This window comes from Bacillus sp. WC2503 (assembly GCF_052682895.1).
Genome location: NZ_JBQYMD010000001.1, coordinates 4218720 through 4243361 on the forward strand (window position 1 = coordinate 4218720; position 24642 = coordinate 4243361).

Here is a 24642-nt window from a genome sequence, read left to right on the forward strand (position 1 = left end):
CTAGAAGAAATGCAATATAAATTTTAAAAGATTTTCATATGTTAATATATTCCTAATTAATTGGTTTTTTTATGTAATTTAACCATAAAAAACGGCCCTAGCTATGAGCTAGAACCATCCTTTTTTATCCCGCATTAACTGGCAGTAAGATCCCACCTCAAAATGCAGCGAAAGCAAAGAAGTTAGGTGAGGGATCAACTGCCCGTAAATGCCCGATTGGTTCAACTAATAATCACTGGGGGATGAAGCCCCCCGCTGATTAAAGTTTCACTTTATAGCATAACACCAACGATAATCGCTGATAATATACTTACTAATGTCGCACCATACACAAGACGTAAACCGAATGATGATACAACATTTGATTGGTTTTCATCGATACCTTTCGTTGCACCTGCGATAATTCCAATTGATGAGAAGTTCGCAAATGATACAAGGAATACAGAAAGAATACCTACTGTACGAGCTGATAAATCACCAGCTACTTTGCCAAGATCAAGCATCGCAACAAACTCGTTTGATACTAATTTTGTTGCCATAATTTGTCCCGCTGTTACCATCTCTGCTTGCGGGATACCCATTACGAATGCTAATGGTGAGAAAATATATCCTAAAATAGCTTGGAATGTAATACCGAACACTGAATCAAACAAGCTATTGATTGCTGTAATTAATGCTACGAAACCAAGTAACATTGCTGCTACCGTAATTGCAATCGTGAAACCAAGCATAATATATTCGCTTAACATTTCAAAGAATGATTGCTTTTTCTTATTTTCTAACTTCAGTGTATCTTCTTCTTCCGTAATATCGTACGGGTTAATAATATGAATAATAATGAAACCACTAAATAAATTTAATACAAGTGCTGTTACTACATATTTTGGCTCGATCATTTTCATATAAGAACCAACGATTGACATTGATACTGTCGACATTGAAGATGCACATAATGTATATAAACGATGTTTTGGGATTTTACTTAATTGATCTTTTACTGTAATAAATACTTCCGCTTGTCCAACAATTGCAGCTGCTACTGCATTATATGATTCTAATTTCCCTAAACCATTTACTTTACTTAACAAAGTACCAATAGCACGAATAAATATCGGTAAAATCTTAAAGTGTTGTAAAATTCCGATTAATACTGCGAAGAATACGATTGGTAATAATGCAGTTAAGAAGAATGAAACTTCTCCTTTATTAACAAGGCCACCAAATACGAAAACGATTCCAGCTTCCGCATACCCAAGAAGTGCGCCAAATCCATCTGAAATTCCTTTTACTAAAATATAACCCACTTGCGTATTTAATAAGAAATACGATAATGCTAACTGAATTACAAGCATGAGTGCGATTGGTTTATACTTAATCTTCTTTCGATCGGCACTTATAAGAAAACCGAGTACGAATACAACGAGTAATCCTACAAGAAACATAACAAACTTCATTAATAAAATCCTCCATTTAACTCTTCATTAACGTTGAACGTCTGACCATTCAAAACAAGAAATAATCCGAACTTTCCATTTCTCCACCAAAACACTTAACTGGATATGAAAAATCATAAAACCTCTTGTCTCAAAGGCATTTTCCATTCTATCATAAATCCCAACTCATATCCGCACTTTTCTAAAAAAAATTACATTTTATTATAAAAACCTCATTAATGTTCGTCTTTTGCCCCTTTCTCCTGTTTTATAACTACACAAAAAACGAGCATCAAATTTCACTGATGCTCGTTCTATCTTTTATCCCGCTATTTGCCGGGCAGTAAAACTCCCACTGATTAAAGTTTCACTTTATTATACAGCTTTTTCTTTATCTGCTACTTCCGGCTTATCCCAACACTCTGTATTGTTCAACCCTGGAATAGACTCCGCATAAAAGACTGGATCTTTTCCTTGTTTCTTTTGCTTTACGTAATCTGATAACGCTGCGAAAGCGTACTTAGAAAGGAATACAATTGCCACTAAGTTAATAACAGCCATAATCCCCATAAATAAATCTGCTAAGTCCCAAACGATTTGAATTGTTGCTACAGATCCTAACATAACCATACCAAGTACAGCAATGCGGTATGCCGTTAATAACACTTTACTTCCATTTAAGAACTCAATATTTGTTTCACCATAGTAGTAGTTACCTACTAATGAGCTGAATGCAAATAAGAAGATTGCAACCGCTACAAATACAGATGCCCACGGTCCGATATGTTGGCTTAACGCTTGTTGCGTCAATTGAATTCCATTTAAATCAGCTGCACCAGGTACATCAGATAATAAAATGATGAACGCTGTACAACTACAAATTAATAATGTATCTGTAAATACCCCTAAAGTTTGAATGAAACCTTGTTTAACTGGGTGCGTTACGTTCGCAGTCGCTGCTGCGTTCGGTGCACTACCCATACCAGCTTCATTTGAGAATAATCCACGTTTTACTCCTAGTAAAATCGCAGCTCCTAATCCCCCACCAACTACTTCTTTAATTCCGAATGCATGTAAGAAGATTTCTTTAAATACATACGGAATTGCCGTAATGTTTGTTACAACAACGAATAATGCAACTGCTACATATATAATTGCCATTACCGGAACAATCATTTCAACCGCACGCGCAATTCGCTTAACCCCACCGAAAATAATGATTGCAAGTAAACCAGCCATAAACAGACCTACAAGTCTACTATCCATTTTAAATGCGCCATCAAAAGCTGCCGCTACTGTGTTTGACTGTACTGCATTAAAAATCAATCCGAAACTCACTGTTATTAGAACAGAGAAAACAACACCTAACCAGCGTTTCTTTAAACCCTTTTCCATATAATACGCTGGGCCCCCACGGAATGCGTTCCCATCTTTTACTTTATAAATTTGCGCTAATGTGCTCTCTACAAACGCAGAAGCACCCCCAATTACCGCAATTAACCACATCCAAAATACAGCACCTGGACCACCTGCTGAGATTGCAATAGCTACACCAGCTAAGTTACCAGTACCTACACGAGAAGCTGTACTCATACAAAATGCTTGGAATGATGATACACCGCTTTTTTCTTTTTGCGCTTTTCTTGTCTTTGAACTCGCCCCGTCCCCAAGTAGGCGAATCATTTCTCCAAAGTAGCGAATTTGGACGAATTTCACACGAAATGAAAAATAGAGTCCTAATCCAATTAACATCGCGATAATGATATATGACCAAAGGACATTATTTACATCCCCAATTACTTTAGCTAAAAAATCCATAATCGAATTGCCCCCTCTTCCTAACAATAAGAAAATTATATTCTAAAAACTTTTAGTAATCAAGAACTTTATGTTAGGTTTTATGACATGATTAAGTTAGATTTCTTAACATACATATGTTTTTCACTTAAAACTATAACCAATACGTGCATTTATCCACTACTCAATCACTCATCCTATTCGACCAATCATACTTTTAAGACAGTACGTTGCCTACAAATAACGAGAGAAATGAACAAACAAAAATTATATTAATAATTACCTTTCACCCTTCTCATCATTTACTACAACAAAAAAGGCGAGCATCAAATTCCTCTCGATGCTCGCCTTTTCATTACACTGCTTTTTCTTTATCCGTTACCGCTGGCTTATCCCAACACTCTGTATTCGTTAAACCAGGAATAGAATCTGCACTGAAGACTGGATCTTTTCCTTGTTTCTTTTGCTTTACATAGTCTGCCAACGCAGCATACGCAAATCGTCCAAGAAGTGTAATCGCAATTAAGTTTGTAATTACCATTAGACCCATAAATAAATCCGCCATATTCCATACGACTTTAAGCGTCGCAACAGAACCGAATAATACCATTGCAACTACCGCAATACGGTAAATTGTTAACCAAGCTTTACTTTGTTTAATGAATTCAATATTCGTTTCACCATAATAGTAGTTTCCTAGAAGTGAACTAAATGCAAATAAGAAAATAATAATCGCTAAGAAGCTACTTGCCCATGGGCCGATTTGTGAACTTAATGCGTTTTGTGTTAATTCAATACCTTCTAAATTTGTTGCTTTATATGCACCAGAACATAATACGATAAACGCTGTTGATGTACATACTAAAAATGTATCTACTAAAACCCCGATTGTTTGAATAAAACCTTGTTTCGCTGGATGCGTTACATCAGCTGTTGCTGCCGCGTTCGGCGCACTACCCATACCTGCTTCATTCGCAAATAACCCGCGCTGAATACCAAATTTCATTGCAGCACCGATACCGCCACCTACAGCTGAATCTAAACCGAATGCACCTTTAAAGATTTCTGTAAATACATCTGGTATTAAATAGAAGTTTTTAATAACAACGAAAATAGCTACTGCAATATAAATAAGTGCCATTGGCGGAACAATCATTTCTGACATACGCGCAATACTTTTCACACCACCAAAAATAATAACTGCAACTAATGCCGCTAATACAATCCCAACAATATAACGCTCTAAACCGAATGCATTTTCAAATGCTAACGTAACTGTATTCGCTTGTACTGAGTTGAAAATTAAACCGTAACTAATTGTGATTAGAATAGAGAACCAAATTCCCATCCAACGTTTATTTAAACCTTTTTCCATATAATAAGCAGGACCACCACGGAAGCCACTGCCATCTTTTATTTTATAAATTTGCGCAAGTGTACTTTCCACGAAACTTGAAGACGCCCCGATAATTGCAATAACCCACATCCAAAATACAGCTCCTGGTCCTCCCATAGAAATAGCTAGCGCTACACCAGCTAAGTTTCCGATACCGATACGAGCTGCTGAACTCATACAGAACGCTTGGAAAGAAGATACGCTACCCTTTTTACGTGTCTTACCAGTTAGTCCATCACTCATTAATCGAACCATTTCTCCTAAATGAGTAATTTGTACGAATTTTAATTTAATAGAAAAATAAAGCCCTAAACCAATTAGCATTGCAATAAGAACATATGACCAAAGAATCGTATTCGTTGATGAAACGAATTGATCTAAAATATTCATACAATTAACCCCTCCTTTTCTCCATAAATCGAATTATATTCAAAAAATATTCAAAAATCAACATTTTTCGACATCTTATAACTTCCAAATATTAGGTTTCTCTACGTAAATACATCCTTCTTTTATGACTCCACTTTCAGTAGCTGTGCATACTAAAACAAAAAATAATTTCATAAACAACACCATTGACAAAAATATATAACTGTAACTATAATAGTTACATCAAGTTGTAACTAACCTAATTACATTACATTCATTCATTTCAGATATACACTTTAACAAAACACTTTGGAGGGATTTATTATGAAAATCGGAATCATCGGAGCAACTGGTAAAGCTGGAAGCCGTATTTTAAAAGAAGCATTAGATCGTGGACATGAAGTTACTGCAATTGTAAGAAATGCTGCGAAAATTACAGAAAAAAATGTAAAAGTTTTAGAGAAAGATGTATTCGCTCTTACATCTAACGATCTACAAGCATTCGATGTAGTTGTAAATGCTTTCGGTGCTCCAGCAGGACAAGAGCATCTTCACGTAGATGCAGGAAATGTACTGATTGAAGCTGTGAAAGGTGCACCACATACAAAATTACTTGTAGTTGGTGGAGCTGGAAGCTTATTTGTAGACGAAGAGAAAACAACACGTGTATTTGATACACCAGGTTTCCCGGGCGAATACCTTGCAACAGCTCAAAACCAAGGTAAAAACTTAGAAATCTTACAACAAACAAATGACATCACTTGGACATTCATCAGCCCTTCTGCACTATTCGCATTAGGAAAACGCACTGGCTCTTACACAGCTGGTAAAGACAATCTTCTTGTTAACTCAAAAGGCGATAGCTATGTAAGTTACGAAGACTTCGCAGTAGCAGCACTTGATGAAATCGAAAATCCAAAACATGTGAACGAACGCTTCACAGTAGTTTCTGAAGCTGAATAATACGAAAAAGCTCGTAAAACATTATGTTTTACGAGCTTTTTTATTTTTTAAGCTTTTACCTCTTGTATACCTTCTGTTCTTTCGAAACCTTGTTTCGTAATTTTAAAGAATACGTCATGTATACCATACTCAAATAACATACCATTAAATTGTTCTGTCAATGCTTTCGTATTTTCCATTCCTTCTAATCCATGTATATAAAAAGCATCGGCAAATGCCAATGCTTTTTATACTATCTTTTAATTTGATTTGGTTTATGTGGTTCGTTTGGAGTATACGGTTTATTCGGTTTCTGTGGTCCTTCAGACTTTTTCCAACTCACCGCTAATTCCGGACTTGTTTTCTCTTCACTACGTTCTAATAATACAACCGCATTTTGAATCGTCGGTGTTCCTTTATGCGCAATCCCTTGTAATTTCGTTAAATTTCCTGATACTTTAAAGCTAAATCCACCTGCTGGTGTTTGTTTTGGAATTAAAATGCGGAACTTTTCTCCTACATTAAATTCATTTTTTGCTTCGCCTTTTTCATTTACAAATTTCACACCAGCTGGTGCACCTGTTGCTTGCACTTTATACGTTCCGCTTTTTGCATTCGTTTCTACTGTATATAAACCTGTTTCAAAGAAATCATTTTTCAATACTGCTTCTTGTTCTTCTGTAGGAGTTACACTCATCGTAATTTCTTGTAACTCTTCACTCGCATTTGCCTTTGCAACTATGTCTTTCGTTACTTTCTCTACGTTTTTATTACGGAAATCTAAATCGTTAATATCGATTTGTTTTAATGCATTCCATACTGCAAGCTGTGTTGCGTAATGTGCTTCTCTCCAATCGGAAACGCCTAATTCTTGCGGACTCTTTTGTGGATATCCATTTAATAGTACACGGTACACGTTAATATCCACTTTTCCCATTTCCGGTAAATCTTGACCACTTGGAGATTTCAAATCTACATTTAAGCAAAATGCAATTTTTCCATCTGCCGTTTTAATAAGCTCTGTTCGGATTGGTCTTTTCTTTGACTTACTATAACTCCAATCCATTTCATACTTTGTATGGTCCATAACTTCTGCAAATGCTTTTTGAAGTGGGAATAATACAAATAAAACACTTAAAAAAACAGCTAAAAGTTTGAACGATTGCTTTATATTCATGTTTTACAACCCCTTATGAAATAACAAATTTACTAATAAGTAGTATTTAGTTAGAATTTTTTTTTATACATAAACACAACAAAAAGAGTGCAAATAATTTGCACTCTTTTTCTCTACTTTAATCTTAGAAATCGAAGTTATCAGGATCTGGACCAACGCGGTGATTTTGGTTTAATGCATCGATTTTTTCCATATCTTCTTTTGTTAATTCAAAGTTAAATACATCAGCATTTGCAATAATACGGTGTTCTTTCGTTGATTTTGGAATTGTAATAACTCCATTTTGTAAGTCCCAACGTAAGATAACTTGCGCTGTTGTTTTACCGTGTTTATCAGCAATTTCTTGTAATGTTTCGTTATCTAATAATTGACCTTGCATAAGTGGTGACCATGCTTCCATTTGAATACCTTGTTCTTTACAGAAAGCTTGTAATTCTTTTTGTGTTAAACGAGGGTGATATTCTACTTGGTTAATCATTGGCTTAATTTCTGCATCTTTCATTACATCTTGTAAGTGATGAATTTGGAAGTTACTTACGCCAATTGCACGTACACGCTCTTCTTTATAAAGTGTTTCTAGCGCTTTCCATGTATCTTTATATTTTCCTTCTACAGGCCAGTGAACAAGGTATAAATCTAAATAATCTAGTTCTAATTTTTTTAAGCTCTCTTCATATGCAGCAATTGTTTCGTCATATCCTTGATCTGCGTTCCATACTTTTGAAGTGATAAATAATTCTTCTCTTGAAATACCAGTCGCTTCAATACCTGCACGGATTCCTTCACCTACAGCTTTTTCATTTCCGTAAATTGCAGCTGTATCGATGCTACGGTATCCTGCTTTAATCGCTGATTTAATTGCTTCTACAAGTTCTGGTCCTTCTTCTACTTTAAATACACCTAAACCGAACCAAGGCATTTCTACACCATTATTTAATACTGTTTTACTTTGTAAGTTTTTCATTTTATTTTCTCTCCTTTTATCCCGCATTAACGGGCAGTAAAATTCCCACTTCAAAATTCGGCTGAAGCAAAGACGTTAGGTGGGAGATAAACTGCCCGTAAACGCCCGATTGGTTCAACTAATAATCATTGGTGGAAGAACACCCCCACTGATTAAAGTTTCACTTTATTTTACTTGATCTCTTTTTTCTAATGTCATACTCCATGCTGTTAAAATAACAGCACCTACTACCATAAGGCCGCCTACCCAAGCAGTATGGATTAACCCTAACGAATTCGTTACAAGGCCACCTATATAAGAACCTAAAGCGATTCCTCCGTTAAATGCGGCAATATTAATTGCTGAAGCAACATCAACCGCACTTGGAACAAAGCGCTCTGCCAATATAACTACATATACTTGTAGCCCCGGAACATTCATAAACGCGAATAGTCCCATGAAAATAATTGTGATTAATCCAGCTACTTTAAACGGCGCTGTAAATGTTAAAACAAATAATATAATCGCTTGAATAAGGAACATGTAGAATAGCGCTCGAATTGGATTATGATTCGATAATTTTCCGCCGACCATATTCCCTATCGCAATGGCGATTCCATACACTAATAAAATGATGGTAACGGTACTTGCTTCAAATCCTGTTACTTCTTGTAATAACGGTGATAAATACGTAAATGTTACGAATGTACCGCCGTATCCAAGTGCAGTAATAATGAAAACAAGTAACAGTCTTCCATTTTTAATTAGTTTAAATTGATCACGAAACGATACAGGTACACCATTTTTTAAATTAGATGGGACGAGTATACTATTTGCGATGAAAGCAATAATTCCAATTACAACGATCGCCATAAATGACACTCTCCAGCCAAACTCTTGACCGATAAATGTTCCAATTGGCACACCAGTAATAGTCGCGACTGTTAATCCAGTAAACATAATCGCAATTGCGCTAGCACGTTTATTCTCTGGTACGATTGCAGCCGCAATTGTAGATCCTATCGACATAAACACACCGTGTGCAAATGCAGCTACAATCCTTGCGATAATTAATACAGTGAAGCTTGTTGCTACCGCCGCAATGCCATTACCAATAATGAAAACAACCATAATCCACATTAATAATGTCTTTCGCGACATACGAGCCGTTAACGCTGTTAAAACAGGAGCTCCTACTGCCGCTCCTAACGCATATAAGGAAACCGTTAAACCAGCTGTTGTAACCGAGACATTTAAATCTTTCGAAATAGATGGTAGTAAACCGACACTAATAAACTCGGTCGTACCAATCCCAAACGCACTAATTGCTAGTGCTAATAAAGCAAACATACTTCTTCGATTCGTCTGAACTTCCGAAGATGGTACTGTATATGAACTCAATTGAATTCCTCCTTATTACAAGAAATCCAATCATAATAGTATGATAAAAGGGCCCTTCTATCTTCTAAAACATATATTTCATACTTACAAATGCTATTATGAATGGTTTCATCCTTTTTTTGAAGAACGCACTTTAAAGTACGATAGGCACCAAAAAGTAACATAGTCACTTTTCAGTACCGTACTACTCATTTGCCTCTTACATGTGCTATTATGAAACATATTTAACATAATAAAAAGTACGTACTTTAAAGTGCTATAGGTACTAAAAAGTAACATTTATATTATTTAACTTACTTCGCTCACAAAAGGAGGGTTTCATATGAAGAAATACAATATTCCTGTAGAGGCGACTTTAGAAGTTATCGGCGGCAAATGGAAAGTTGTTATTCTTTGTCACTTAACGAAAGGTACAAAGAGAACGAGTGAACTAAAACGCTCAATGCCTGGTATTACACAAAAAATGTTAACGCAGCAATTACGTGAATTAGAAGACGACGGCGTTATTCAAAGAAAAGTATACAATCAAGTCCCACCAAAAGTAGAATATTCTCTTACTGATTACGGTTGGTCTTTAGAATCGATTCTTGATTCTCTTTGTTCTTGGGGCGAATGCCATCTTGAAAAAGAAGGTAACACATCGATGCTAATTGCGGAAGGTGAATAATAGGAAAAAGGAAAAAACGAACATGAATTTGTTCGTTTTTTCCTTTTTTTCTATATATATATGTACATTTCTAACTGAAACAAAATATTTTATACGCTTTCATACCTTGTCAGCACTACGTTATACACTCAATATCAAATAATTAGGAATCATTTTTATGTTAACATAGGTGTATATAGTATATAATATAGGATATATATTATATACACTTTCCGGTAACGGAGCTTTTCCATTATGCGGACAAGCCATATATCGGACAGTTCATAAATAATAAGTAAGACGTTATGGTTTTAGATTTATGTTTGCAGCTTAGTTGCTGTCATAAATTTAAAGGCATTTTATTGTGTTTTGTGAAACTTTGTATAAAGTTTCGTAAACGGTTACTATCTTACTTATAAAAAATAAGAGTATTGCTATCGTAAAGGAGAATTGGAGATGCCAGAAACTATGACTCAAACAAAGCCAGAACAAGAAACTGTACAAATTTCTGCTAGCCAAGGACAACTTGATGTACTTGATCAGTTGTTAAAACCTGAGGTACAAGAATCATTAACAACACTAGTAGAACAGCTTCCAAAATTAACTGAGCTTGTTAACATTTTAACTAAGTCTTATGACTTCGCTCAAACTGTTGCTACTGATGAAGTATTAAAAAGCGACACTGTTGGTGCAATCACAGAGCTTGTAGAGCCTGTAAAAGATACAGTGAAAAGCATGGCTGCAACTGCAATCGAAGCGAAAGATCGTGCTGACGAAAGCAACGAAGTTATCGGCCTATTCGGTCTATTAAAATTACTAAAAGACCCACAAGCACAAAAAATGTTCCGCTTTGTGAACGCATATCTTCAAATTAGTGCAGAACGTAACAATAAATAAGTTAACTTATAACAACAATTAGTAAAGACGGGGGATATCATACTATGTCAAAACAAATTGTCATCTTAGGCGCTGGTTATGGCGGTCTTCTTGCCGCTTTAAACGTACGTAAATTTTACAGCAAATCAGAAGCACAAGTTACAGTGATTAACCAATACCCAACACACCAAATCATCACTGAACTACATCGCCTTGCAGCTGGTAACGTTGCTGAGCAAGCAATTGCAATGCCACTTACAAAGCTTTTCAAAGGTAAAGATATCGATCTTAAAATCGCAACAGTTGAGTCATTCTCAGTTGATAGCAAAGAAATCAAACTAGCTGGTGGCACTACATTATCTTACGATGCACTTGTAGTTGCTTTAGGAAGTAAAACTGCTTACTTCGGTATTCCAGGACTAGAAGAAAACAGCATGGTATTAAAATCTGCTGCTGATGCAAACAAAATCTACAAACACGTTGAAGACCGTATTCGTGAATACGCGAAAACGAAAAACGAAGCGGATGCTACAATCGTAATCGGTGGTGGCGGATTAACTGGCGTTGAGCTAGTTGGTGAGCTTGCTGACATTATGCCTAAACTTGCAAAAAGCCACGGCGTAAATCCAAAAGAAGTTAAACTTCTTCTTGTTGAAGCAGGTCCAAAAATCCTTCCAGTATTACCAGACCACTTAATCGAACGTGCAACTACTAGCCTAGAAGCACGCGGTGTTACATTCTTAACTGGTCTTCCTGTAACAAACGTTGCTGGCAATGAAATCGACTTAAAAGACGGTCAAAAACTTGTTGCTAACACATTCGTTTGGACAGGCGGCGTACAAGGTAACCCATTAATCGGTGAATCAGGTCTTGAAGTAAACCGTGGTCGTGCAACAGTTGATGCATACCTACAATCTACTTCTCATAAAGACGTATTCGTTGCTGGAGACAGCGCTGTTGTCTTCGCTCCAGACGGACGTCCATACCCACCAACTGCACAAATCGCTTGGCAAATGGGTGAGTTAATTGGATACAACTTATACGCAGCACTAGAAGGCAAAGCATTCGAAGAGTTCGCACCTGTAAACTCTGGAACGCTTGCTAGTCTAGGACGTAAAGATGCTGTTGCTACAATTGGAGCAAGCAATACTCCACTTAAAGGCTTACCAGCATCATTAATGAAAGAAGCAAGTAACGTTCGTTACTTATCACACATTAAAGGTCTATTCAGCTTAGCTTACTAATCTGAATATAAGCCCGAATCATGCCCGGCATGGTTCGGGCTATTTTTATCCGTAATATTCTCTACTTACTTATATTCGGCAAAGAGATACTATAACCCTTTTTAATTATCTAAATATACTGACTTTTTTGTGTCGGAATTGTGTATATGAAAAGAGTGAAAGCATCTTTCTTACTTCCACTCTTCCACAAAAATTATTATCCCAATTTCACTAAGCTGTAGTTCTTCCTCCCTTTACGAATAATAATAAATCTTCCATCAAATGAATTTTCTACAGTAACATCCGTACCTACATCCGTTACTTTCTCACCATTCATAGAAATCGCACCGTTATTAATGTCTTCACGAGCTTGACGTCTAGATGGTTCAATCCCTAAATCAACTAGCCACTCTACAATATTTTTCGTCTCTTTGGAAGACTGGAATGTCGGCATCTCTTTAAAGCCTTGTTCAATTTCATCAGCTGTTAACGATTTAATATCTCCGCTAAATAATGCCGAGGTAATTTTCACAGCTTGCAATAATGCCTCTTCTCCATGAACGAATTTCGTCATTTCTTCGCCTAACACTTTTTGCGCTTCACGTTTATGAGGCTCGGCTTCTACCTTCGTTGCCAATTCATCAATTCGCTCTTTCGCTAAGAATGTAAAGTATTTCAAGTATTTAATTACATCACGATCATCTGTATTCACCCAGAACTGGTAAAATTCAAATGGCGTTGTTTTTTCAGCATCAAGCCAAACCGCACCACTTGCTGATTTTCCAAATTTCGTACCGTCTGATTTTAATAATAACGGAATTGTTAGTCCAAATACTTTCGCCTCATGTCCTTCTAACTTACGAATTAAATCTAACCCGCTCGTAATATTTCCCCATTGGTCACTACCACCAATTTGCAGTTGAACATCTTCTTTCGTGTATAAATGATGGAAATCCATCGCTTGCAAGATTTGGTACGTGAATTCTGTAAAAGAAATGCCTGTATCTAAACGACTTGCTACAATATCCTTCGCTAACATGCTATTGATGCTAAAGTTTTTCCCGTAATCACGTAAAAACTCAATAATGTTTATTTCATGTGTCCAGTCGTAGTTATTTACCATCTTCACTTCGCTATTTCCACCGAAATCAAATAGCTTTTTCATTTGCGCTGTTAACGCATCTACATTATGCTGCACTACTTCTAAAGTTTGCAGTTGACGCTCTGATTGACGTCCACTTGGATCACCAATTGTTCCTGTTGCCCCGCCAATTAAAATAACCGGATGATGACCAGCTAATTGGAATCTCTTCATCATCATAAACGGAATCAAATGTCCGATATGCATACTATCACCAGTTGGATCTACTCCGCAGTATAGTGAAATCTTTTTCTCTTCTACTAACTTACGTAAACCTTCTTCATCCGTCTGTTGATTCACAGCACCGCGCCATTCTAATTCATCAATAATATTCATCTTTTGTCATCCCCTTTATTTTTTTAAAACAAAAAAGCCCCTATGTCTATGACATAGGGACGATTATTCACCGTGTTACCACCCAGTTTGCATAAATAGCATAGCTATTCATACCACTCTTAGCAATAATATCGATTGCTACTCCGCTTAGCGTTACCTAAGATACTCCAGAGTGTAATTCACAAGTTTGTTTGTGCTAGGTTCCAGCAACCCCTAGCTCTCTTTGATAACAGTGACAAACTGCTACTGGGCTCTTTCAACGTATGTTATTTGTTAAATTATTAGCCATTATATTGAATTGAAAACAAATTGTCAACAATACCCAAATGTTATTTTAAAATAATTCATACTTTTATACGCTTTTAATTCAAAAATTATTGTAGATCTTCTCCAATAATCCTTACTTCTCTCTCTAACTTCACACCGAATTTTTCTTCAACTGTCTTTTGTACGAAGTGAATTAAATCGATGTAGTCTTGTGCTGTTCCATTATCAACATTCACCATAAATCCAGCATGTTTTAATGAAACTTCTACTCCGCCAATTCGCTTTCCTTGTAGTCCTGATTCTTGAATCAACTTACCAGCAAAGTTATTTGGTGGGCGCTTAAATACACTACCGCATGACGGATATTCTAAAGGTTGTTTTGATTCACGCTTATACGTTAAATCATCCATTTTTTCTTTAATCTCTTCATGTACACCTTCTTCAAGTTCAAATCTCGCTTCAAGAATAATGTAATGATTGTTCGCAAATACACTCTTACGATATCCAAATTCAAATGCTTCTTTCGTTAAAGTGCGTAACTCTCCATCACCTGTCATTACGACAGCTTCTGTTAATACAAACGATACTTCACCACCGTAGGCACCAGCATTCATATATAATGCTCCGCCAACTGAACCTGGAATGCCACAAGCAAACTCAAGCCCTGTTAAATTGTGGTCTAATGCAATACGTGATACATCAATAATTGCTGCACCGCACTGTGCTACAATCGTTGTTCCTGTTACAGTAACACCTGTAATATGAATTAAACTGACCGTAATTCCGCGAATCCCACCATCTTTAATAATGACATTTGATCCATTTCCTAAAAACGTAACTGGAATATTATATTGGTTAGCATACTTAATAACTTCTTGAATTTCATCATAATTCGTAGGCGCAACGAACACATCTGCTTTTCCGCCAACTTTAATATGCGTATGATTCTTTAACATTTCATCTTGTGTAACATGACCTTCAGGCAATACCGTACTTAAATATTTATAAACCTCTTGCATATTCATTTTACGATTCCTCTATTTCTATATTCTTTTTATCCCGCTATACGGGCCCATAATATCCCCACATACATGAAATGAAACTAAAGTGGTGGATACAGTGTACCCAAAATCAATTCGAGACACCTATAAACCTCTTAAATTATAAGAGGTGCCACTCATATTAAAATATATATTGCATAATAAAGCAACCCAAATGGACTACTAAACTTGACATGTCATCAGAAAGACAACAATTTGTAAAATATATAACTTTTATAAAACACTATCCTTCAGTATCTTACTATACCACACGAAAATAAAGTGGTATTTTTTTGTAATCTTTACTTTATTTTCTTCAATATAAAAAAAGAGCACATCCCACAGAATGCGCTCTTTCTATACTCTTTATATTACTTTTCGTTCTCTTCTTTTTCCTTATCAAACCATAATAGTTCATCGTCATCAACTTCACCATTATAATTGATTAAAATCTCTTCTCCAGCTTTTATATCCTTATAAGCAAAGAAGTTAAACGTATGGTTCTCGAAGACGATATCATACGTTGCATTCGGCTTATATGAATGATTAAATAACATGCCGTATCCTAAAAGGAATGCCGTATGATTTACCCCATACTCAAATGCGTAGTCAGCAAGTAACGTTTTCTCAATATGTTCATGCTGTTCATTCGGATAAGAGATAACTGGTGCTGAATGTATCAACTCACCCTTTTTAATATCACGAGTTGCAAATACACCTCTATTAAATTCTCCATCACTAAGTTCAGAAGTCTTAACTTCGATCATATGCGTCACCTATATAATTCTTTCTTTGAAGTATTTTATCTCGCTATCCGCGAGATTTAACTAATAATCAGTAGCTATTAGTTAAATTTTATCTCCTTAAGCTTGGCAGAAAACTCATAGAAAAGCAATTAAATTCCTATCAAGTATTCGTTCAACTGAAAAAGAGCACATCATTTGTGCTCTTTTTCAGCGATATTATTTTTCTAAAATATCTTCTAGCAACTTCACTTGCTCACTAACAGTATGTAGCGTCTTCACCGACGTATCATTTCGATTCTTCTCTTCTTCAATACTTGCTAACACTTCTTCCGTAGCTGCAGAAGTTTGCTGAATTACGTTAGAAGCATGTGTCACATCTTTAACGATATTCGTCGTTTTAACTTGGAAATTTTCTTGATGACCAACAATCTCTCTCATTACATCATTAATCGTATCAATAAACTTCCCTAAATCCGTTACATTCGTTAAAACACTTGCTAACATTTCGTTACACTCTTCTTGTACTCTTTCTGACTTCTCTACCTGCACTTCTACTTTACTTGCTTGATTACTAAACTCCTTCAAAATTCCTTGAATTCTCCCCGCAGAACGATTCGATTCTTCAGCAAGCTTTAACACTTCATTCGCTACAATAGCAAAACCTTTTCCATGTTCTCCTGCCCTTGCAGCTTCAATATTTGCATTTAAAGCTAGCAAACTCGTTTGACTTGAAATATTCGTTATTACATCTACAATTTCATTAATTTGTTTCGATTGTTTCATCAATTCTCTAAATATCGTTCCTGATTGTGAAACAACATCATTTAAACTTCTCATGTTAGCTTCAAAATTTCTTAAAGTGTTTACACTACCCTTTGAGATTTCCAAACTTTTATCAACACGCATCGAAGCATTTCTTACTTGAGAGATGATTTGGTCAATATTTCCCTCCATATCATTCAATACTTCTACTGAACGTGACATCATCTCTGATTGTGATTGAGTACCAACTGCCACTTCTTCAAAAGCAAAATTAATTTCACTCATCGACTCCATCGAAGTGTTCATATTCTGTCTTAAATGATTGAAATTACTATCTAACTTCACAACAGTTTCCTCAATAAGCCTTTGCGTTTCTTCTAACTCCTGAGCTTTCTTCATCACTGCTTGCTTCTCATCACTTAAACGAGCCAAAAGATTAGAACCAATCTTTGTGACACCCCACATTGCGATCGTTACAATCGCTAACAAGCTTGCAAAATTTGCAGCTTCAGATGATGCTGTATAAGCAAAAAATTGATTTGGCCAATAACTACAAAGTATAAATGTAACAACAACTGCTACCCCACCAAGAATTAAAATAAGACGTTCACTCAAATAAATAAGTGAAACTGCTAATGTAAAATAGACCATTTGAAATACAGCTGGGCTTTCATTAAATGCTTGTACCATAATGAAAGACATAATAAGTAGCATACATGTCATGATGTATTTATACATTGCTTCCATACTTTCTATAAAAGTAAGTAGCGTTCCAAATACTACGATAGAAATACCACACATCCAAAATGCTACTGCTCTCTCTGTAAAAATATATCCGTAATACCCAATTGCGAGTACCCCGAGGAAGAAACTGCAAATCGTGATAAACAGCAATAAATGATTTTTCTGTGATTCTTTCTCAAGGTTAGAAAAACAAGTTCTCTTTAACCACTCCATATATGAAGCCCCACCTTCTCATACGTATCGATTACTTCAGCTTGAATACCGCACTCACTGGGTTATGATCGCTATTTTCAAACTTCAAATCTTTCCCTTGTACATTTACAATTTCAACATTCGGTGAAACGATAAAGCCATCAATAATCGTGACAAAGTTTTCACCTTCCACGTATTTCTTTACATCATCTCTCACAGTCATAACAGACGGATCTACAGCCCACTTAAAGCCACCATCGGTAAAGTCCTTCGGTAACTCTACTAACCACTCAGGACGCTCCTTCACGAACTTCGGATCACTTAACTGAACGTTAGAAATTAATTGATTCCAGTCCCCGCCCATTATTACGTAATCACCATTTTTATAATGTTTGTTCATATATTCTTTTAAATACTCCACTTGTTGCTTTCTAATTTTTCCGCCTTCATCATAAGCAGACAAATGTAAATTTACGAGTCTAACAAATTTTCCATTATTAACAGGAATTTTATGTTCAACAATCGCTCGGTCTAAATCAAATAAACGCTTTGGCCACGGCTCCATTCCTGGTAATTGGAACCTCTTCGCTGTTTGAACTGTATATTTAGAAAACGTACTTAGTCCAGCATCAGCATATCCCATTGGACTTGTGATTGGCACCGGAACCCATTTTGTATCATAGTTCTTTCCGAACGAAGAAGCATAATCAGGCAGTCCTTTTTTCAAAAATTCATGCCCATTTATATCAAATGATCTCATTGATTTTATATCTACTTCTTGTAATAGCGCAAAATCACTATTCTCATTTTGTAAAAACGAAAGCATATTCTTTAAATTCGTTTCCGTTTGTTCTTTACTACTTGAACCAGACCCTTTTCCTCCATCCATAAAGAAGTCTTGATCCTTATCTAGTCCAGCATATCCAATATTAAACGTTGTAACTTTAAATTCATTTCCCTGCGCAATTACGCGCTTCTTATTGTTTTCCACCTTCAAGCTTATAACATCAGCTGGCTGTTCTTTTGTAAGTGTCATATACGCTAAAAACCCACCTACAACTCCCACACCTACTAAAATACATATAAGTATTATTTTTAATAACTTTTTCAAACAAACGACTCCTTTTATAAAACATACGATTTTACTTTTCTTTATTTTCAGTCAAATAAAAAATGACAGATATACGAAACATTTTATCACACTGAAAACCTTATATCACTATATTTAGTTTATAAGTAATAATTCTCTATCTCAAACGATTAGAGAACTACAAAATACACCAACTTCTTCACTGGAAATCAAACGCAATTTTTAGTACACTATATGTAATAATTATAGGCGATGGAGTTCGCCATAACCGCTGCTTAGCTAATGACTCCTACCAGTATAACTACTGGTAGGAGTCTATTTTTTTGAGCAAGCTATTTAAAGAGGTGAGGAATTTGATTTATATTATCGTCGGTATAGCCGGTATATTAGGAGCCCTTTCTCGTTATTATTTAGGTCTTACTATCCATGAATCTTGGCATCATTCATTTCCATTAGCTACATTACTCATTAACTTAATCGGCTGCTTCTTATTAGCATGGCTGACTACATATGTTGCACGGCTAAACATCTTACCTTCGGAGGTTATCACAGGCATCGGTACTGGATTCATCGGTTCTTTTACGACGTTTTCAACATTTAGTGTAGAAACCATGCAATTAATTAATCATTCTGAATGGAGCATGGCTTTCTTATATGTATCATGTAGCATACTTGGCGGTCTCATTATGTCTGGATTTGGCTATACACTAGGTGATTTCTTAATTAAGAAATCAGTTACGGAAGGTGATCACTTATGATGGAAGCTTTATTAGTGGCAACTGGAGGTTTTTTCGGTGCGATTACACGATTTGCAATTAGCAATTGGTTTAAAAAAAGAAATAAAACATCCTTTCCAATTGCTACATTCCTTATTAATATAACAGGAGCATTTTTACTCGGATATATAATTGGCAACGGAGTCACTACAGGCTGGCAATTATTATTAGGAACTGGATTTATGGGCGCATTCACAACGTTTTCGACGTTTAAATTAGAATCCATTCAGCTTCTCAATCGCAAAAAAATTTACACATCCCTTTTATATGTAAGTACTACTTACATAATCGGTATCCTCTTCGCATTCCTTGGAATGAAGCTCGGTGGAATATAAAAAAGCGACTCTATTGAGTCGCTTTCTTTCATAAGAAGTAAGTCCCGCCATATGGAATGGAAAGTAAACCCGCTGGATACACATCATAATGCACACTTTGCATTGGAAATTGTGAGTATTGCATATACTGTCCTTGCATCATTTGTGCAAAATATGCTTGTTGCTGCATTTGAATCACTTGATTCACAGCATGAATTGTCCCCTGTGCCCCGGCTAGGGTTATAGCCGCACCTACTTGTCTACCATTATAAAAATAATGATTCATCATTATTCAGCTCACTTATTATTTTTCTTCCATATGGTATGTTTCTATTTCATAGTGAGTATTTTGTCCGGATTGGGGAATCCATCACTAATTAAGCTTCACTTTATCTATTACTTTTTCTCAGCTTTGAAGTAATACATCCAAATAGTAATACACCAATACCACTAAAGAACAATACATAACTTACCGGTACTAGGAAAAAGAAAGGTTCTTCAAGAAATCCATCCGCTCCAACTTTACTGTTTGAAGCATGTATAGTTAAAGAAATAATCGCTAAGATCATGAAAGAAATAGCTACTACGTATTTATTTTTCATTTTACATTCTCCTCTATTCATATAATTCTTCTTAATTAACATCATATTATCCAAAACAAAATCATTAGTCAATAATATTTTATCGTTTTACAATAAATTATTATTGAATAGAATGGAAATAAAAGGTTTATGAAGCATCTTAAATTGCCTCACAAACCTTTTATAGACAATAAATATTTACACTTCAAACTTCCTGCTTAATACAACATACATTGCGCAAAATAGTACGAATATCCCAGCATAAATTAACAAAACCTCTACACTAAACACATCAGCCAAAGGACCAAATATAATCATCCCTAAAGGTAAAGCACATGAATTTGCAATCTGTACGAGGCTAAACATTCTGCCATGCATAACTGGATCTACTTTCTCCTGCAATAACACAGTAACTGGCGTATTAAAACATGGCATTGTTATACCAATTAAAAAATTAAAGACTAAATACATAATAAATACCGGTGCAATTCCTAGTCCTACCATAAGCAGACCATATAACGCACAGGCCAACGCTGTTGTATGCATACGATTACGGAAACCACCCCATGCTGCAATCAGTACGCCACCAGCTGCTGCACCAGCACTAAAGGTCATCTCACTAGCAGTAAGTCTCCACATTTCCGCCCCGAAGGAACGAGTCACCATTAAAGGTGTTAAAAAGGCGGCTGGACTTATTAAAATCATGACGATAATTAATAAAACGATTAGCCTTTTAATAAATACATTTTCTTTTAAATAAGAGAACCCTTCTTTAATTCCTTGTAGATTAGATTTTTGCTTATTCTCTGCATTCACATGTCCCTCTACTTGAATGATAAGCATAATACTAATTCCAATCATAGCCGTAATAACATCAATAAAAAATGTTGTTTCAATGCTGGCAATAGAAAGAATCGTAGCACTTGCTGCTGGAGAAAGAAACATAATTAAAGATGTAATACTGCTATTTATTCCATTTACTTTCATAAGATACTCTTTCGGAACGATTTGCGGAATTAATGCATTCACAGCTGGCGTTTGTACTCCTGTTCCAGCTGAACGAATGAGTAACACAATAAAAAGTAACCAAATACTTTTATATCCTGTTAAAAATAAAATTGCTAAAACTAACGTCGCAATCGCTATAATCCCATCCGATAACATAATCATCTTTTTACGGTCATAACGATCAATCCAAACACCTGCAAACAAAGATATCGCAATTTGTGGTAGGAAACCGCAAACAGTTGAAATAGTCAACATCACTCCTGATGATGTTGTAAGGGTGATATACCATATAATCGCATATTGCACGAGAGAGGAACCGAACAACGAAATAGTTTGAGCGGTCAAAAATAATATAATTTTCGTTTTCCAATTGTTTTCACTCATATGTTTCACACCCCCTTAACTAATCCTGTCTCTATATCAAAGATGCTATCTGCCCAATTAAGATAAAAACTTGCTTCGTGAGATACAAGTATAATGCTGCCCTTAAACTGAATTAGCGCCTTTTGCAAAGCTTCCTTCGCTTCTGCATCTAAATGATTTGTCGGCTCATCTAAAATTAAGAAGTTACAAGGTGATAGTAATAATCCACACAGTTTCACCTTCGATTGTTCACCACCACTTAACGTACGAATTTCTTGCGAGACATGAGTATCTTTCACACCACACGCAGCTAAATGATGACGTATTTCCTTCATATTCAATGTAGGAAACTGTTCCGAAATAATTTGAAGCGGAGTTAAAGAATCATTGCTCCAATTTAAATCTTGCTCATAATATCCAATCTTTATTTGCTCTGAGAAGTGAAATTCTCCAGCAATACTAGCAATAGTGCCAACAATTGTTTTTAATAAAGTAGATTTCCCTACTCCATTGAATCCTGTAATAACAAGTTTTTGCCCACCCATTACTGAAAAATTCAATTTTGGTAAGAGAGCAAAGTCATAACCAACTTCGAGATTATTTACCTCAAGAACTGTTTGAACTGAAATAGGAAGTTCCCGAAAATGAATAGACGGTTTATGGGTAAAACTTGGTGGCGCAATTCTTTCCATACGTTGCAACTGCTTTCTACGTCCTTGTGCTATTTTTGAATTCACTCCAGCAATATTTCTACGAATATACTCTTCCGTTTTTTCAATTTTCTTCTGTTGTGCATGGTATTGGCGAATATAATCTTTTCGCAAATGCTCCTTTTGTCTTACAAAATCTGAGTATTTTCCGTAATACTTCTTAACTGTTCCAAACTCTACATCACATATGCAAGAAGTCACCTTTTCCAGAAAATCAAAATCATGTGACACGACAATAAACGCCCCTTCAAAATTCATTAAATAATTAGCAAGCCACTCCACATGCTCCTTATCAAGAAAATTCGTCGGTTCATCTAGTAATAAAATAGTCGGCTCTTCTAATAAAAGCTTCGCTAAAATTACCTTTGCACGTTGTCCTCCGCTTAATTCACCAATAACACGATCCATCCCGATAGCATCAATACCTAAACCAGCTGCCACCTTATTCGTTATACTGTCTACCGAATAAAAATCACGAGCCTCAAGCTGTTCTTGAATCTCTGCCGCTTTTAATAGTTGATTCTCATCTCCAGTCCTAGCACTTTCTTCATATAACTTGTTCATTCTATCTTCCATTTCATACAAATCATAAAAAGCTTTCTTTACATATTGTGAAATGGTATAGCCCCCATCAATTTCTGCGTATTGATCCAGATGTCCAATTTGAATATTAGGTTGCCACTTTATATCTCCTTTATCAGGAATGATTTCTCCAATCAATATTTTCATTAACGTGCTTTTTCCTGCACCATTCTGTCCAACAATTCCCATATGTTCTCCTTTATGCAAACTAAAAGAAGCATTTTCATATAAGGCTTTATCTATAAAACTATGTGATAAACTTTCAACTTTAAGTAAACTCATTCGTATTCCTCTTTTCCTGAAATTAAAAAAAGCAGAGAGATAGCGTCATTCGACACTAGCCCTCTGCTTCGTGGTTTTTCCTATACTACTCCAATTTATAGTAAAAGCTCATTGGAATAATATACACAAAGGGCCATAGACAAAGCATTGTCTATGGCCCTTAATCTATTTTATACATCGACTTACAAACCGTAACCAAATAAGCATAGATAAACTATACTTTTTTAGAAAAGTTATTCAGCCGATGAATATAGGGGATTTATGCCCCTTGATTAAGCTCCGTACAACGCTTCACCGTATACATTTGTGCGGAGCAAAGTTTTCTAATGAGTTTTACAAATTTTATATAAAGCATGTTCTGCACCTTCCTTAATACTTAAAAGGGATTTTAGCATACGGTTTTGCGAAGCGTCAACATTACTTCCAAATCATTCAACTACTTACTTTCAAAATATTGCTTCTGAAACATACACATTCTTATCGCATTATGATAGTTACCATCAACGAAAAACTCGTCGAGAAGCTCACCTTCTACCATAAATCCAACCTTTTTATAAACATGCACAGCCTTTTCGTTTTCTTTATCGACAACTAAATATATCTTATGCATATTTAAGACAGCAAAGGCATAACCCATCGCTAAACGCGTCGCTTCTGCTGCGTAACCATGCCCCTGATAATTTGGATCAATAATAATTTGGAATTCTGTTCTTCGGTGAATATAATCAATCTCCACTAACTCAACCAATCCAACCATTTCATTATCTTTCTCAACGATAAATCGGCGTTCACTTTGATCGTGTATATGTTTATCATACAAGTCCTGCAATTCTACAAAGGCCTCATAAGGTTCTTCAAACCAATACGACATAATATGCGCGTTATTATTCAGTTCGTGTACAAACTTTAAATCTTCTCGTTCTAATGGACGTAACTTCAATTCCTGACTCATTTCTATAACCTCCAAGTAAAAGAAACCTCTTCACTTAATTTCTCAATTTTTTTCAATTTCAAACGCCCTAATTTCATTGTAAACTTTCAAGTAACTTGAAGGTCAAGGTGAAAAAAGTAGTGCAAACTTATGTCTGCACTACTACTCTTTTCTCAAATCTCTCATATTCGATATGTATAAAGCAATGACTAAAACAAGAATGGATCCCGCATATAATAACGTCTCCATCGGTTCCTCATGAGATACAATAATTAACCGAATTAATGCCGTAATTCCGATATAAATAAAATAACGTAACGGGAAATGATAGTTCGATTTAAAATACTTAATAATTAATGCAATAAACTCGAAGTATAAGAAATATACGATGATACTTTCAACCAATTTATACGATGTATATTTCTTTGTTGAAAAGATGTATTGAATAAATGTGATTGTCTCATTAATTAAAAAGATAGATAAGACAATGGATAATATAATTAGCGCTATATTTAATATCCATTGCAAAACACTAGCTATAAGATGATCGATATTAAATGACTTCATTTTCTCT

24 protein-coding genes, 1 riboswitch and 1 other annotated feature are annotated in these 24642 nt (G+C 35.6%); of the genes, 6 read left to right on the forward strand and 18 right to left on the reverse strand.

Annotated features, from left to right (window positions below; all coding sequences use genetic code 11):
- Window positions 1–272 precede the first annotated feature (272 nt).
- The 3 genes from ACUN26_RS21875 to ACUN26_RS21885 all read right to left on the reverse strand — a co-directional run bounded on the left by ACUN26_RS21875 (window position 273) and on the right by ACUN26_RS21885 (window position 5016).
- On the reverse strand, window positions 273–1454 hold the full coding sequence (locus ACUN26_RS21875) for a NupC/NupG family nucleoside CNT transporter (RefSeq protein ID WP_000673857.1): 1182 nt from the start codon (window positions 1452–1454) through the stop codon (window positions 273–275).
- Window positions 1455–1808: 354 nt separating this feature from the next.
- Window positions 1809–3251: an alanine/glycine:cation symporter family protein gene (locus ACUN26_RS21880; protein WP_000346394.1), complete on the reverse strand. Its 1443-nt coding sequence runs from the start codon at window positions 3249–3251 to the stop codon at window positions 1809–1811.
- Between the two features lie 334 nt (window positions 3252–3585).
- Window positions 3586–5016, reverse strand: a complete 1431-nt coding sequence (locus tag ACUN26_RS21885; protein WP_001022880.1) for an alanine/glycine:cation symporter family protein — start codon at window positions 5014–5016, stop codon at window positions 3586–3588.
- A 303-nt stretch (window positions 5017–5319) separates the two neighbouring features.
- Here ACUN26_RS21885 and ACUN26_RS21890 point away from each other — a divergent pair, with 303 nt between their 5' ends.
- On the forward strand, window positions 5320–5958 hold the full coding sequence (locus tag ACUN26_RS21890; protein ID WP_000689915.1) for an NAD(P)-dependent oxidoreductase: 639 nt from the start codon (window positions 5320–5322) through the stop codon (window positions 5956–5958).
- Between the two features lie 47 nt (window positions 5959–6005).
- Here the strand turns inward: ACUN26_RS21890 and ACUN26_RS21895 are convergent, their stop codons facing one another.
- The 4 genes from ACUN26_RS21895 to ACUN26_RS21910 form a co-directional block, all read right to left on the reverse strand.
- On the reverse strand, window positions 6006–6179 hold the full coding sequence (locus ACUN26_RS21895; protein ID WP_002039976.1) for a hypothetical protein: 174 nt from the start codon (window positions 6177–6179) through the stop codon (window positions 6006–6008).
- Between the two features lie 11 nt (window positions 6180–6190).
- Window positions 6191–7114, reverse strand: coding sequence for a thioester domain-containing protein (locus tag ACUN26_RS21900; protein WP_001022548.1), 924 nt, complete (start codon window positions 7112–7114; stop codon window positions 6191–6193).
- A 124-nt stretch (window positions 7115–7238) separates the two neighbouring features.
- Window positions 7239–8078 carry an aldo/keto reductase gene (locus ACUN26_RS21905; RefSeq protein WP_000793554.1) on the reverse strand — a complete coding sequence of 280 codons (840 nt, stop codon included), beginning with the start codon at window positions 8076–8078 and terminating at the stop codon, window positions 7239–7241.
- A 165-nt stretch (window positions 8079–8243) separates the two neighbouring features.
- Window positions 8244–9407 carry an MFS transporter gene (locus tag ACUN26_RS21910; protein ID WP_002039974.1) on the reverse strand — a complete coding sequence of 388 codons (1164 nt, stop codon included), beginning with the start codon at window positions 9405–9407 and terminating at the stop codon, window positions 8244–8246.
- Window positions 9408–9780: 373 nt separating this feature from the next.
- Here ACUN26_RS21910 and ACUN26_RS21915 point away from each other — a divergent pair, with 373 nt between their 5' ends.
- From ACUN26_RS21915 to ACUN26_RS21925, 3 genes are all read left to right on the forward strand, one after another.
- Entirely contained in the window at window positions 9781–10125 is a 345-nt protein-coding gene (locus ACUN26_RS21915; protein WP_000760481.1) for a winged helix-turn-helix transcriptional regulator, read from the forward strand.
- A gap of 435 nt (window positions 10126–10560) precedes the next feature.
- Entirely contained in the window at window positions 10561–11001 is a 441-nt protein-coding gene (locus ACUN26_RS21920; protein ID WP_001115309.1) for a DUF1641 domain-containing protein, read from the forward strand.
- Window positions 11002–11045: 44 nt separating this feature from the next.
- Window positions 11046–12224, forward strand: coding sequence for an NAD(P)/FAD-dependent oxidoreductase (locus ACUN26_RS21925; RefSeq protein WP_000043190.1), 1179 nt, complete (start codon window positions 11046–11048; stop codon window positions 12222–12224).
- 196 nt (window positions 12225–12420) lie between these two features.
- On the opposite strand, the gene tyrS is transcribed toward ACUN26_RS21925, so the two are convergent.
- The 5 genes from tyrS to ACUN26_RS21950 form a co-directional block, all read right to left on the reverse strand.
- Window positions 12421–13680 (reverse strand): tyrosine--tRNA ligase, encoded by a 1260-nt coding sequence (gene tyrS / locus ACUN26_RS21930; RefSeq protein WP_001021115.1) that lies wholly within the window; start codon window positions 13678–13680, stop codon window positions 12421–12423.
- 52 nt (window positions 13681–13732) lie between these two features.
- Window positions 13733–13949 (reverse strand) — a binding site (T-box leader).
- Window positions 13950–14054: 105 nt separating this feature from the next.
- Window positions 14055–14972, reverse strand: a complete 918-nt coding sequence (gene murB, locus ACUN26_RS21935) for a UDP-N-acetylmuramate dehydrogenase (protein ID WP_001057110.1) — start codon at window positions 14970–14972, stop codon at window positions 14055–14057.
- Window positions 14973–15358: 386 nt separating this feature from the next.
- On the reverse strand, window positions 15359–15754 hold the full coding sequence (locus ACUN26_RS21940; protein ID WP_000573656.1) for an SET domain-containing protein: 396 nt from the start codon (window positions 15752–15754) through the stop codon (window positions 15359–15361).
- A 195-nt stretch (window positions 15755–15949) separates the two neighbouring features.
- Window positions 15950–17452: a DUF4077 domain-containing protein gene (locus ACUN26_RS21945; protein WP_000455098.1), complete on the reverse strand. Its 1503-nt coding sequence runs from the start codon at window positions 17450–17452 to the stop codon at window positions 15950–15952.
- Window positions 17453–17483: 31 nt separating this feature from the next.
- On the reverse strand, window positions 17484–18542 hold the full coding sequence (locus tag ACUN26_RS21950) for an endonuclease/exonuclease/phosphatase family protein (RefSeq protein WP_000734836.1): 1059 nt from the start codon (window positions 18540–18542) through the stop codon (window positions 17484–17486).
- Between the two features lie 218 nt (window positions 18543–18760).
- Window positions 18761–18820: riboswitch (Fluoride riboswitch) on the forward strand.
- 54 nt (window positions 18821–18874) lie between these two features.
- Between ACUN26_RS21950 and crcB (ACUN26_RS21955) the strand changes: the two genes are divergently transcribed.
- Together crcB (ACUN26_RS21955) and crcB (ACUN26_RS21960) are read left to right on the forward strand one after the other, a co-directional pair.
- The gene (gene crcB, locus ACUN26_RS21955) at window positions 18875–19279 is read left to right on the forward strand and encodes a fluoride efflux transporter CrcB (protein ID WP_000639331.1); all 405 of its coding nucleotides are present in this window, start codon (window positions 18875–18877) and stop codon (window positions 19277–19279) included.
- Window positions 19276–19632, forward strand: a complete 357-nt coding sequence (gene crcB, locus ACUN26_RS21960; protein ID WP_000969609.1) for a fluoride efflux transporter CrcB — start codon at window positions 19276–19278, stop codon at window positions 19630–19632. The genes crcB (ACUN26_RS21955) and crcB (ACUN26_RS21960) overlap by 4 nt, the downstream gene beginning before the upstream one ends.
- 28 nt (window positions 19633–19660) lie before the next feature.
- Here crcB (ACUN26_RS21960) and ACUN26_RS21965 read toward each other — a convergent pair whose 3' ends face one another.
- The 6 genes from ACUN26_RS21965 to psiE all read right to left on the reverse strand — a co-directional run bounded on the left by ACUN26_RS21965 (window position 19661) and on the right by psiE (window position 24635).
- The gene (locus ACUN26_RS21965) at window positions 19661–19900 is read right to left on the reverse strand and encodes a DUF3947 family protein (RefSeq protein WP_000980960.1); all 240 of its coding nucleotides are present in this window, start codon (window positions 19898–19900) and stop codon (window positions 19661–19663) included.
- Window positions 19901–20000: 100 nt separating this feature from the next.
- Window positions 20001–20213 carry a DUF3955 domain-containing protein gene (locus tag ACUN26_RS21970; protein WP_000792613.1) on the reverse strand — a complete coding sequence of 71 codons (213 nt, stop codon included), beginning with the start codon at window positions 20211–20213 and terminating at the stop codon, window positions 20001–20003.
- Between the two features lie 177 nt (window positions 20214–20390).
- A complete protein-coding gene (locus ACUN26_RS21975) occupies window positions 20391–21584 on the reverse strand; it encodes an MFS transporter (protein WP_001293757.1) in 1194 nt (397 codons plus the stop codon).
- 5 nt (window positions 21585–21589) lie between these two features.
- A complete protein-coding gene (locus ACUN26_RS21980) occupies window positions 21590–23137 on the reverse strand; it encodes an ABC-F family ATP-binding cassette domain-containing protein (protein ID WP_000054846.1) in 1548 nt (515 codons plus the stop codon).
- Between the two features lie 436 nt (window positions 23138–23573).
- Window positions 23574–24089: a spermidine N1-acetyltransferase gene (gene speG / locus ACUN26_RS21985; RefSeq protein WP_000076822.1), complete on the reverse strand. Its 516-nt coding sequence runs from the start codon at window positions 24087–24089 to the stop codon at window positions 23574–23576.
- 141 nt (window positions 24090–24230) lie between these two features.
- On the reverse strand, window positions 24231–24635 hold the full coding sequence (gene psiE, locus ACUN26_RS21990) for a phosphate-starvation-inducible protein PsiE (RefSeq protein ID WP_000834705.1): 405 nt from the start codon (window positions 24633–24635) through the stop codon (window positions 24231–24233).
- Window positions 24636–24642: the final 7 nt, after the last annotated feature.